Annotated in this window: 6 protein-coding genes and 1 tRNA gene; 2 read left to right on the top strand and 5 right to left on the bottom strand. The window is 45.2% G+C overall.

The genetic code is table 11. The annotated features are described in order from the left end of the window. Positions 1–119: 119 nt before the first annotated feature. The 5 genes from GTQ38_RS12800 to GTQ38_RS12780 form a co-directional block, all read right to left on the bottom strand. Positions 120–866 (bottom strand): LytR/AlgR family response regulator transcription factor, encoded by a 747-nt coding sequence (locus GTQ38_RS12800; protein ID WP_161435915.1) that lies wholly within the window; start codon positions 864–866, stop codon positions 120–122. Between the two features lie 449 nt (positions 867–1315). Beyond that, complete coding sequence (locus GTQ38_RS12795; protein WP_161435914.1) at positions 1316–1981, bottom strand: response regulator; 666 nt, start codon at positions 1979–1981, stop codon at positions 1316–1318. Between the two features lie 9 nt (positions 1982–1990). Then, positions 1991–4012: a tetratricopeptide repeat-containing sensor histidine kinase gene (locus tag GTQ38_RS12790; RefSeq protein WP_161435913.1), complete on the bottom strand. Its 2022-nt coding sequence runs from the start codon at positions 4010–4012 to the stop codon at positions 1991–1993. 1091 nt (positions 4013–5103) lie between these two features. After that, positions 5104–6066 carry a PorP/SprF family type IX secretion system membrane protein gene (locus tag GTQ38_RS12785; protein WP_161435912.1) on the bottom strand — a complete coding sequence of 321 codons (963 nt, stop codon included), beginning with the start codon at positions 6064–6066 and terminating at the stop codon, positions 5104–5106. A gap of 40 nt (positions 6067–6106) precedes the next feature. Further along, positions 6107–10894 (bottom strand): BspA family leucine-rich repeat surface protein, encoded by a 4788-nt coding sequence (locus tag GTQ38_RS12780; RefSeq protein WP_161435911.1) that lies wholly within the window; start codon positions 10892–10894, stop codon positions 6107–6109. Positions 10895–11996: 1102 nt separating this feature from the next. Between GTQ38_RS12780 and GTQ38_RS12775 the strand changes: the two genes are divergently transcribed. Next, positions 11997–12072: transfer RNA gene (locus tag GTQ38_RS12775), tRNA-Met, on the top strand. 304 nt (positions 12073–12376) lie between these two features. Next, entirely contained in the window at positions 12377–13546 is a 1170-nt protein-coding gene (locus tag GTQ38_RS12770; protein WP_161435910.1) for a glycoside hydrolase family 26 protein, read from the top strand. Positions 13547–13563 lie beyond the last annotated feature (17 nt).

Raw genomic sequence — 13563 nt, 5'->3', positions numbered from 1 at the left:
CCTATATCCATATTCCATTAGGTGTATGCGCAATCGGATGGGGTCGAGGATTGCATAAGATCCGGGTCGCAGCCTTCCTAAACCAATTTCAGGGCTACAGCGGAAAATCGGACAATGGGCTATTTTAGTTTTAGGAATCTGCTGAGAGCGTTTAACTTTCTTTTGGCCACGGGTATGGATTCCCCCATTTTCAATTGCAAATAAATTCCGTCTGCTTTATTGATGTTTTGGACCTGAGCCAGATTGACGATGAAAGAATGGTGGGTTCTAAAAAATGTTTTGGAATCCAAGAGCTTTTCAAACTCTCCCAGGTTTCTACTTGCTAATTTAGTTTTTCCGGTGCTCAACATGAACCGCGTATAACGCCCTTCTGCCTTCAGATAAACAATCTGACTTTTTTCAATTAGCTCAATTTTATCCATTGAGGGAAGTGCCAATACGTTTATATCTCCTTCTTCACGGACTTTACTGTTCTTTAGAAATTGTTTCTCTTGCGCAAGCCTAACTTTAAGTTTTGCCTTGTCAACTGCCAATATCAGATCATCCAAATTCAAAGGTTTTAACAAATACGCCATAACATCAAAGGATATGGCTTTCAGAGCGTGGTTATCAACATTGGATGTTATCACAAAATTGGACTTTTTCCATAGGTTTTCAATAATCTGAAACCCACAGCCGTTATTCAACTCAGTCTCCAAAAAAACAATATCCGGTTCATGGGTATAGATCATATCCGTAGCTTTTTCAATGTCTTCAGTAAATCCAAGTAGTTTGATTTCAGGAAAGTATTTTTTAAGTACAAATTCCAATCCTCCGTAAGAAACCTCATTTTCAACTACAAATGCCTTTAATTCTGGTGTCATCATTACAATTTATTTAATTGAACAATTCTTTCATGAAGACCTCAGGCCTGGCAAAAAAGATCTAATACTTTTTGCCAATTGCCTCGAAAACCGTTGCTGGTTCATAGCAAAGCAAGTACTTACCGATACCTGTGTCTTTAAAGTTTGGATTATTATTAAATGAGTGTCTGCCAACAGGGCCGGAATAAGCCGGCACTGGAAATAAGTGGTAAAATTTGATGATATGTGATTTTTTGCTTCACGGTTAAAAAAAGAGTTCTTTTTAACGTTTATCATAAATTGCTCCCCGGTCACGGTCGCTTTAAGTCCACTTATACAACTATTCATTTGAATAAAGAGTATAGAATTCTAGTTCGTTATTGAAATGCAAGTTACCTTCAAACCACTTATTCACGAAATAAGAAAAGTCACGTAAAAACTACGTGTTATTACGTATTAAATGGTAAGCTGTATTATTTTGTTAAAAACGGGGAGTTCTGAAGCTCCTGTATGACCTTTTGGTTGGTAATGGCCCAATTCGTCAAGATATTGGTTCCGTTTTTCAGTGCCAGTTTTGCAATGATATTACTTCTGTGTTTTTCTACTGTACGTACAGAAATACAAAGGTGATCAGCGATATCAATATTTGTGACCTGCCTGGCAACTAGCTTCAGGATCGTAAGTTCTGAAGCAGTTAGCAGTGTGAGCTTTTTTAATTCATCGCTAGCACTGTGCAATGTGAGCAAATCCAAGGAGGGACTAAAATAGGTTTGATCTTGCGCTACAGCTTCGATACATCGTTCGATTTCAAAAAATGAATCTTCCTTGAGCAGGTATCCGTTTATCTGAAGTGCTTTCGCCTGACACAGGTAACTCACCTCCTTATGGAAGGAGAGCACAATAAAATTAGTGGAGACCCCTTTTTCCCTGGCCATTTTTACTACTTCAAAGCCCGTTAAAAAAGGCATATCAATATCTATCAATGCTATGGTTGGCCTATATTGTATGATAAGTTTAAAGGCATTCATGCCATCGGAAGCCTGTCCGACCACATTGTAGTGATTGGCAATCAGTTCTTCATAAAGTCCTTTTAACAGTAAAGGATGATCATCGGCAATTACGATGGAAACGTTATTCATTCTAATCCTTTATGTGGGCATTACCAGTGATATTTTCGTCCCTAATGAGCTTCCGCTTTCCACATGGAATTTGACGCCGGCTATTTTGGCCCGTTCCAGTAGCGTACGCATTCCGAGACTGGATCTGTCACGGAGTTTTTCCTTGAAACTAAACCCTTTCCCGTTGTCTTTCACCACCATTTCGATGTCACCGGCCCTTTGTTCTATATGTACTGATACCGACTTGGCCTCAGAATGCTTAACGATATTATTGAGTATTTCCTGTACCATACGGTAGAGGTGAAGGGAACCTTGTTCGCAAAGCAAGTGGTCCACATCTTCGATATGGTGGGTGAAAAAGATGGTTGTGTTGGCATCCACCTCATCGATAATCGCCCTTACCGCAGCAGAAAACCCTAACTTCTCCAGGGTGGCCGGATGCAGGTCGCGGGAAACGCTACGCAGTTCCTCCAGGGTACCCATGGCCAGGGATTCCATCTCCGGGTCCCCGGTCAGTTTTGTCCTTTTGGCCAACAGCATCAGCTTTTGCCCTACCCCATCGTGCAGTTCCCTGGCGACACGAGTTCGCTCCTCCTCCTGGCCTTTGATCAGGTTCCTGGAGAACCGGGCATGCATCTGTTGCTTTTTTTTGACGAAATACTGAAGACGTATCAAGTAGAAAATGGCAATCAGGGCGAGTATTGCCAATCCGCCAAAAAGAATCCACACGTTCTTCGCCCGGTTCTTCGCGTTCAATAGCGCGATCTCCGATCTCTGAGTGGCAATCTCCGAATCCTTCTTCTCTGCCTCATAAAGCGCCTGGTAATAAGAAAAACCGTTCGCCTTCTGGACAGTCTCTATGGAGTCCTTTATTTTATGATGTGCTCTTAGATGCTCATGTGCCCTGGATAAATTCCCCAAACTGTCGTACACTTTGGCCAAAAAGCCATGTGCCATATAGATCCCCTCGTAGAACTGGGAACTCTTTAGCTTGTCATATTCTCTTTCTCCCAGAAGGGCCGCTCTTTGGTAATTGCCTATCGCAAATTCATAATGGGCCATGGCCAAGTGGTACTCATCCACTTCAAAGAAGCCCTCGTCCCTACTCCACCTATCCAGCTCTTGCTTTACTGCTTCAGCCTTTTCCAGCATCCCGTTTTCAGCATAAGCACTCAGTTGACCCACCAATATCTGTAGTTCGTGGAATCTGTAATCCGTTTTGAAAGCGTACACCCTGGTGGAATCGAGGAATCTGATCCGTTCCTCCTGGCTACCATTCAACATCTCGTCAAAGGCCTGGTTATAAAATGTACCATTTAGCACTTCATTTTTGTTCCTTTCGCTTTTATATCCCCTGGCCTCTTCTATGATTTCCAAGCGCATTTTTTTTGCCTCCTTATGCAGCCCGTTCTGAGAGTAGAGGATCGCCAGGCTTCCCTTTGGCCGCCAGGCGATTTCAAGATCGCTCTTGGATAAAATATCATAGGATTCCTGCAGTGCTGCCGCCGCCCGCTGGAAATCTCCCATTACAGACAGCACCTGTCCTATGGCATTTTTAATAATGCCCATTTGGTCCTGATCATTGACCTCTATGGCATAGGTATAGGCCTGTTCAAAACTTTCCAGAGCCTTATCCGGTCGGTTGAGCATGATATAGTTACGACCTGCCTCTCTGTACATGCCGCTCAATTCAGCAAAATTCCTGTCGTCAGGAACCTGCTCCATTATCTTGTTGAAAAATTCCAAGGAGCGTTCCGGGTCTCTCAGTTCCTGCCAGGAAGATATAATCAGGGAGTATGCGTGTTCCAGGGCCAGGCGAGTGGAGTCTAGCTCCAGGGCATAAGCAATAGTGCTCCTGGCGATGGAATCGTAGCCGAATTCCGTTCGGTTATCGATCAATCTGGACAGACTATCCATCCACATCAGCCGTTCACCGGCTTCGGAATTATTGATCTTTAGCTTTAGGGATTGGACAGTGCTTGTCAGATCCACCTCCTGGGCAGATAACGATAAGTTGGATAGGCATAAAATTAAGCAGCAGATTCTTTTCATGACCCGGGGAAGGTTGAATTAATCAAAATATAGATTAAACGTTTTGGGAAATTCGAAAAAACCATTAATCGCCATTTTTTAACAGTTGATATTCAACACAATGTGCGACGCATACGGGGACTGCACCTGTGCTGGTGAGATTTATTGGTCTGCCTATAACTGATCGCATTAGCGGCAGATACCGCATCAGCGCAAAAAGCCATCGACAGTTACGGCCAAAAAACAAGAATATTTTCAGAACATAGCGAAAGACTTGTCTTTCTGAGGTAATTTAACCAAAATGCTGTCTATTGAGCCTGGAATCTGATCTTAAATTCCCTTAATCAAACTCCAACACTAGCTTTCAGCCCATTCGAACTAAAGATTTGGCATATCACCGTTACTAAGAATTAATGAGGAAACAGTTTTACTCACCTACAGGCTGCGCGCTTATCACAAAGAAGACAAATAGGCAAATCTCCTCATGGTTTATATTGTTTTTGATTCAGTATAGCATCAATTATTGCGATTTGCACGATGTTATCGCTAATTGTGGTGCTATTTTATCTGCAGTAAAATTATGCTGATATGTGCTCCATCGGAAAAGAAAATGCATAAGCGTGGTTATATCGGAATAAGTGGAAGTAGTACGCTCACAGTATGTCGCTAAAACGATAAGATCCTAAAATGATATTATGCTCATAGCAAGCCTAACTTCATTGGTCAAAGCGATATAATCAACTACGGACAGAATATCTTATCAAGTGCCCTATAGAAGGTGAAAAGCCCGGAGATTGTCTTTCAAAATAAGAATTCGCGAGACATCGTCATGTTCACATTCAATTAGGTCATTTATTTTGCCTATTTATGGACCCTATTTAATCGTATATAGCCATTGCACCAACTTTAGGACTTCTAGTTTTAGCTCCCAAGAAAGATATCCTGCTTATGCATTAGATGTTTTTCAGCGAAACTTCATATGAACAGGCTTTGGAATTATCGAATGTCTTATCTTCCAAAACCCGTTAACGGAGAAATTCAATCTGCCATTTTGTGGATAGGTACTTCCACGTAGTGGACTGAACCAAAACAGCTCGCCCTGTGCCCGAATACTAATAATTCAATGTCTCATCAATTGCGGGATCCGGATCGGAGTTACCCTTAAAAATATCGGCATTTACTAACAGGAAGACCTCGTGTGAGCTAGAACCAAATCCTCCAAGGTTGTTCACTGTATGATCATGGGCGTAGCCGATTCTAAGCCCAGGGGTTAACCTAAAATTGAACATGGAGAGGAAGGATTCGCTGGTTCGGTAACCCATCCCAATCTCAAAACGGTCATAAAACAACAGGTTGATGTTCAGGTCCAGGATCATTGGTGCTCCACGGACGCCCCTGGCCAATATTGAGGGCCTCATGGAGAAGATGTCTGGCAGTACCTGAAATGTATATCCCGATGTCAGGTAATAGTGTACTTCCTCCCGGCCCCTGTTGATCACGCCGTCGGACTGGTCCAAATGCCTTGCGTTCAAAAGATTCAATGCGGATATCCCGGCATAAAAGTTCTTGTTCAAATAATAGGCTCCTGCGCCAATGTTTGGGAATACCTCACTGGTTGGCTCCAAAAAAGCAGGGTCTATCATATTGTCATTGAACCCAAACCCTTCAAAATCCGAATTGAAGAAAGTGAAACCCGCCTTTAAGCCAAGTGAAAGTGAACTTTCCCTACCTAATTGTAATATGTAGGCATAATCCGCATATACATTGTCTTCCAACAATGCTCCCGAACCGATGTCGTCACGAACAAGTGATAGCCCCAACTGCATTTTGTCGTTCAAACGAAACTGCCCAAAGGCATTAAGGATACGGGGCGAGCCCTCAACTCCAACCCATTGAGCCCTGTAGAGCAGCCCAGCGTTTAGGCGCCCTCCCTCCCCGATAATGAATGCCGGGTTAACGATACTATGGTTATAGAGGTACTGGGTGTACTGGGGATCCTGCTGGCCCCTTGCTTGCTGTATGAAAAGGCCTATGGTTGCCAGGGCCAAGATCAATCTGTTTATTTTTGCTTTCATGTTTTAGACTTTTAGATTATGTTTTGTTCTAATTTGTTTTCTATTGGTCCAGATAGACTATCCCCTGAAAGGACGGGGTGCTGCCGTCCCCAAAATCTATGGTGTAGTAGTATACCCCGCTAGGTAGTTTTGCATCCCCCAGGGTAACTCCATGTCCTGCACTTCCATCCCAATCCGGTGTATCCACATCTCCCTTATACACCAGGGAACCGTTACGGTCATAAACCGTTATGATAAAATTGGGGTAATCCTTTTTTACCCAGGAAATGGAAAATGTATCATTGATCCCGTCACCATTGGGCGAGAATCCCCGTTTTACGAGGTCTTGTAAACTGCCGCAATTATCCAGGGCAAGGCTTACGGAAACAGCGACCCGTTCGGAAAAACATCCGTTCCCGTCCTCCAGCGATCCGTAATAGACCGCCCCATCTGAGAGGGGAAAATCGCTTTCAAACTCCATATTGCTGTTCTCGCCGGGGTACCATCGTATGGTGCCATTACCTGAGGCCACCAGATCGGATACCGTAAAATTTCCGGAAGGACAAAACCCTTGTTGGTTTTCAGCCTCCAGGACCGGGACCTCCAAAACCGAGGCTACTGCAGTACCAATACCCGGACAGCCATCGGCCAGAGTGATGGTAACTGAAAACACTTCCCCGTTAGTGACATTGCTTACTTCCGGATTTTGCAGCCCAGGGTCGTTGAATACCGCATCCCCGTCACTACTCCAGGACCATGAGATCGCCAGTCCGCTGGTTTCGTTCAACTGCATGACGGAGCCCTGACAAATTGGTCCGTTGTTGGTAACCACGGCTATAGATGCCGGGGTCACGGTCACTGTAGCGCTGCAGGTAGACGTATTGTTACTGCCATCTGACGCGGTAAGGATCACAGTGTTCTGCCCGAGATCGGAACAACCGAAGCTGGTCGTGTCCAGGTTAAGCACCACTGTGGCACCGCTGTTATCTGAAGATCCGTTGTCTACATTTGTTGTGCCTATCACTACAGTGCCAGAGGCATCCAGTTCAACTGTTATGTCCTGGCAAATGGCCGTAGGGGCTATGTTATCGACCACAGTTACTATGGTCTCGCAAGTGCTGGTGTTACCTCCTTCGTCTGTCACCGTTAGGATGATATCATTGGCGCCAAGATCGGCGACAGTAAAGGTCTCCGAGAATGTGCTGAGGGAAATCCCGCAATTATCGGTGGAACCATTGTTAATCAGGGTGGCATCCAGAATAGCTGTACCGTCAAGACCCAATTCAAGCGTTGTCTCCTGGCATAGGGCTATAGGCGCGATCAGGTCCCGAACTGTTACCACAGAGGTACATGTTGCCGTGTTGTTGCTGCCATCGGTCACCGTCAAGGTCACGGTATTTGGCCCCAAATCAGAACATTCAAAGCTTGTCTTGTCCAGGGAAAAGAATACAGTCCCACTGTTGTCCGTAGAGCCATTGTCCACCTCGGCTGTGGTGATCGTCGCGCCGCCTGTTGTATCTAATTGCACGGAGAGGTCCTGGCAAACCGCTATCGGAGCCGTAGTTTCTACCACAGTTAAGGTGGTCTCGCAAGTTGATACATTGCCATGGTTGTCGGTCACTGTAAGGGTTACAGCGTTATCGCCAAGGTCGGAGATTGAAAAGCTACTTGGAGAAACTTCTAATGAGACGTTTCCGCAGGCAGTACTAGAACCATTGTCCACAAGGGAGGGATCCAAAGTGGTGGACGTACCGTCTGCAAGCAGGGTGAGGGTTGCCGGGCGACATAATGCTACCGGCGCGATATTATCCTCTACGGTTATCGTAGCCGTGCAAGTCGCTGAATTATTGCTTTCATCGGACACAGTAAGTGTCACGTTGTTCTGCCCCACATCGGAACATCTAAAAGTGCCCTCGTCCAGGGAAAAGAACATAACGTCACTGTTATCGGACGAGTCGTTGTCTACCTCCGCGGGGGTGACCGTTACGCTGTCCGTCAACGCATCCAATTCCACGGTAATATCCTTGCATCTGGCTGTAGGGGCGATGTTGTCCACCACGGTCACTATGGCCTCGCAAGTATCTGCGTTACCACTTTCATCATACACTGTAAGGGTCACAGTGTTCTCACCGAGGTCTTCGCCCGTAAATAGTCTTTGAAAAAAGTCTACTTCCACGGTGACGTTTCCGCCGCAGCCATCGCTGGAACCGTTGTCCAGGGAGCTTGCCGCCAGATTGGCAGAACCTAATTGATTCAGTTCAAGGGTAACCGCCTGGCATACGGCCGTCGGAGCGGTAACGTCCTTAACGGTAACCATAGAGGTACAGGTAGCGGTGTTTCCGCTTCCGTCTTCCACTGTGAGGGTTACGGAGTTCTGCCCTACATCGGAACAGTTGAAGGTATCCTCTTCCAGGGAAAGCAATACGGCGGTACCACTATTGTCTGACGAGCCGTTGTTGGCATCCGAGGCAATAATCTTAGCACTGCCGGATGCTTCCAATTCAAGGGTGATGTCCTTGCAGATAGCTGTGGGAGCAATATTATCCTCAACAGTCACCGTGGTTTCACAATTATCCGTGTTACCGCTGTTATCGGTTACCGTTAGAGTCACCGTGTTAGCACCCAGGTCTGAGGCGGTAAAGTTGCTCCTGGACACGCCCAGAGTAGAGATCGTACCGCAGGCATCACTGGAACTGCCGTTTATAAGATCCCCTGTTAGGGTGGCGGCTCCGTTAGCGTCCAGTTCAATAGTCGCTTGCTGGCATACGGCTGTTGGTGGAACAATATCCTCGACTGTTACAGTAGCGGTGCAGGTAGCCGTGTTATTGCTGTCATCGGTAACCGTCAAGGTCACCGTGTTCTGCCCTGAATCGGAACAGCTAAAGATTGTCTTGTTCAGGGAAAACGTCAAAAAATTGTCAACGTTGTCAGATGAACCGTCATTAACTGCCGCCGGGAAGATTTCCACGAAGTCCGAATTACTTAGCAACTGTACAGTAGTATCCTTGCAGGAGGCCGTGGGGGCCGTATCATCTACCACGGTCACGGTGGTATTACAGGTTTTTGTGTTGCCACTGGGGTCGGTCGCTGTAAGGGTGACCGTTTGGTCGCCGAGATCGGAGCCTGTAAAACTGCTCCGGGACACTTCTAAGGAGGCTATTCCACAATTATCGGCAGAACTGTTGTCCACCAGGTCGGTTGTCAGGGTAGCTGTGCCATTGTTACCCAGTGGAAGCGTTACCAGCTTACACGATGCAGTTGGATCGGTTGTGTCCTGAACTGTTACTGTAGCTGTGCAGGTATCCGTGTTTCCAGCATCGTCTTCCGCCGTAAGGGTTACCGTATTCTGCCCTGTATCAGAACAGCCGAAATCCGTCTTATCCAGTGAGAGGGAGATACTGCCACTGTTGTCAGAAGAGCTGTTATCAATATCCGATGTGGCAATTGTTATGCTACCCGTCGCATCCAGTTGTACGGTTAAATCCTTGCAGGCGGCAACGGGATTAGTATTGTCCTCCACAGTAACCGCGGTAGTACAGGTTGAAGTCTTGCTAGTATTGTCGGTCACGGTAAGGGTGATGGTGTTATCACCAAGGTCTAAGACTGTAAAGCTGCTTTGCGACAAACTCAAAGAAACACTACCGCAGGCATCCTTAGAGCCGTTGTCCACAAGGTCCGTTGTCAGTGCGGCCTGTCCGTTAGCGTCCAGCACCAGTGTCAACTGCTGCTGGCACAGAGCAGTTGGTGGGTCTGTATCCTGACTATCTTTATCAACTTTGAAACTTCCACTGTTCAGATCATTTCGCTCCTGTGCATCACAATATTTCAATCCATCAGCTCCGATAGTTACATTATTGGTGAAGTTTTGGGCATTCCAACCTTTAATCGTGGCATCCCAGTTGGCAGGAGAAATCCCACTGAATTCAAACATCTCGGTAGCGGAAGTTAATTTCCGAAGATCCCAACTCCCAAGGTCCTGGTCAAAGGCGGTTTTGATCGGCCCATTTGGACCTGAAACCCTACTCTGAAACATATAGTTTGTATTCTCCACATTGCTCATGTCCCAATTGCTGATGTCCTGGTTAAAGGCCATTGCATCAGTGAACATGAATCGCATATCGTCACAACCGCTAGTATTCCAATTACCGATATCCTGATTAAAGTCAGTTGCAAACAGAAACATACCTTGCATCCCGGTGTCTATCACACTACTTGTATTCCAGTTACCAATGTTCTGATTGAAGATGCTGGCTGATTCAAACATGCGTATCATATACTGCACGTTGGAGATGTTCCAGGTATTGAAGCTCGGATTCCCCTCGAGGGAACTACAACCTTTAAACATACTGCCCATATTAGTCACAGCGGACAGGTCAGGGGCGTCAGTTGCCTTAACATCCAGATTGGTACAACCTGTAAATGCAAAATCCATTCTGCTCCAGGCAATATTACCCCATTGGTCTACCGAAAGTATCTTCTCTTTATCGGCGGTATTGTTGAGAAGTATCCTGCTCAGTGTCCCGGCTCCGGAAGTAGCATTGCGAACGGCCAACTGAATCTGCCCAGCGGTATAGCTACTACCTGTAGCTGGGTCCGAGTAGTTGGTGATATTTATAGTTATTGTCCCGCTTTGGTCGAACAGGTCATAGGTGCCATCATTGCCCACATCCACATCGTAGGTCCCTGTCAAAGGGAGGGTGATTGAGTTGCTATCGGAAGAACCGGTAGTGGTGATAGTTGTGTTCCAGGTGGTGATGAACTCGGTCTGGGCGGACAGGCCCAGAGTGCATAAACAAGTAAACAGTGTAAGGACAGGCCTTTTTAGACCTATAAAATGTTTTGTTCTCATAATATATCAAGGTATTTATGTGAGGTGATAGCCCTTGTACGAGCGACTTTAACCCATGGAATGGAAGTCCTCTGAATGTCGTAGCGTTCTGACCATTGCTCAGAACATAAGTATGAAGGGGAATCAGGCGATCCCGGAAATTTCAATCTCCCTGTTTTGCCCAACATCCCGGACATGGCTCTCTTATTATCTTCCAAAACGGTCGGCTCCTTACATTCCAATCTTTCGAAATCATCCAACCAGTCGAGCCTAATTGCGGTTTTGACCGGAGGTGTCATAAGGTTTGCACAAGGAGAATATTTCCAGGAAATCTTCCCCATTCAAGCAATCATGACAATTTTTAGAAGTAAAAGTATCCCCTTACAGCCAAGACTTTAACGGCAATGTAACAACTGCCCTTTGCCGATGTAGCAATCGGCTATATACGGCAATAAGTGTTATTTGCCGGTAGATCGCGTTTGGAAATCGGGTTTAACTAGGCATAAGCATTTGAGTTCTTTAGGTCTCTTGAATACTTCTTCAATTTGGGAAAGACCTCATTAGCAGAAGCTTCAAGATATGACAGGGGCTGGTTTCAATTGGAGTGCTAGCAACATAAAGTCGAGGGTTTATGGCTATCTAATTTGTAGCTTACAGCTGTAATACCGGGCTTTCAGGAGACATATGGATTTTAGTATTAAATAATTAATCGTATGTTTACGCTCTTGCTCCGGCGTATACGGATACGCTAACCACAAGTACAGAAAAGTAGTCAACCATTTACTTTTCAATAGTTTATCGTTTTTGAAACAACGCGGGTTTAGCGCAGCACCCTTCGGCAGGCTCAGGACAGGGTACCTACTCATCCTGAAAAAAGAAACAAAGAACACGGTCTTAATAGGCTGCAAAACATACATCGCGGGGTAGAGCAGCACCCTTCGGCAGGCTCAGGACAGGGTACCTACTCATCCTGAAAAAAGAAACAAAGAACACGGTCTTGATAGACTGAAAAACATACATCGCGGGGTAGAGCAGCACCCTTCGGCAGGCTCAGGACAGGGTACCTACTCATCCTGAAAAAAGAAACAAAGAACACGGTCTTAATAGACTGAAAAACATACATCGCGGGGTAGAGCAGTAGGTAGCTCGTCGGGCTCATAACCCGAAGGTCGCTGGTTCGAGTCCAGTCCCCGCTACCAAGGCAAGCCATCAACGAAAGTTGGTGGCTTTTTTATTGCAAAACAGTCAAGCTTGCTTGTGCTGTGGAGGAATAAGAGGGTGATGAGTAAACAGTAATCAGTGAACCGTAAACAGTCGTCAATTATATTATCAACGGAAGATTACAATTGAGATTTCTTCCCTTTTATGAATTGAAAATTTCACAATCGACTATCTTTAATGTCGAGCAGATGTTTTCCATCTTATGAAATATGCGCAGTTTAAAAATTATACAACTATTCAAAACGAGACCAATAACTATAACCAAGAAACATCCCTTATTAAATGGCACTTCATATCAAGAAAAAGCCGACCACCACGAGAATGATATTCATTAATAGAGGTAATCCACAACTCAGCATCTATCACTTAACACTTACACTGTTGTTTTTGATCTCAACTTGCGTTGAACTAAGCGGACAGGATAATAACAAGCTGACCACAGATCAGATCACCGATGAGATGGTATCCAGGATCCATACAGCCATAGATCCTGAGTTTATATATGAATATGAACAAACAAAGTTTGTGCCTCCAGAGGATAAAACACTGCTGATCATGGGGCAAACTGTTGAGGGCATTACAGAATATATGGATAACTTCCCGAATCAACCCATCCCAGGAGGTTGGGCAGCCTATTGGGCAATTTCTGAATTTAAAGGGGTTACAGAGACTCATAAAAACGAATCCGGCACTTCTCAAAACCACCAAATGTTGATAGATAAGTTTCCCAATACTGTCATCCAAAGCGCTATGTGGATGGTCGGAAAATGGAATATCGCGAAATTCGCGGCCAATGGAGATTACGACCGTGTTATAAAGAAATATAGTAACTGGGCTAAATCGGCTAAAAGACCTATCTACTTAAGAATTGGCTACGAATTTGATGGCCCCCACAACGAACTTGATCCGGAGGAATATGTCAAGGCATATAGAAATATTGTTGATGTCATACGAAAAAAAGGAGTGGACAACATAGCCTTCGTTTGGCATTCCTATGCCTCTAAACCTTATAAGGATTATCCGCTATCTGCGTGGTACCCCGGTGATGAATATGTGGACTGGGTAGCTATATCTGTCTTCGGGCATGCATATGCTGGTACAGACTTTGGTCCTGATTGTGATAATGTGCTGAAGTTCGCTAAAGAACACAAGAAACCGGTTATGATCGCTGAGTCTAACCCTATAAAAGGTATCGATAAGGAAAGCGCTGATGTTTGGGATGACTGGTTTGTCAACCTCTTTTCTTTCGCTTACAGCAAAAACATTAAGGCCATCAGTTTTATAAACGAAGACTGGACCCGCACCAGAATTCCTGGAATTTCGGAATGGAAAGACAGTAGGCTCTACAATAACGAACAAGTTTCCCGGGCCTGGTTTAAAGAGACTGAAAAGAATCGTTATTTGAAGCAATCCGAAGAACTCTATAAGCAGTTAGGATATAACAAACAATAAATATCGAATACAGTAAC

The sequence above is a fragment of the Poritiphilus flavus genome, from assembly GCF_009901585.1.
Lineage (GTDB): Bacteria > Bacteroidota > Bacteroidia > Flavobacteriales > Flavobacteriaceae > Poritiphilus > Poritiphilus flavus.
Note: the sequence above shows the minus strand (reverse complement) of the source record. Positions and strands in the feature narration are given on the sequence as shown.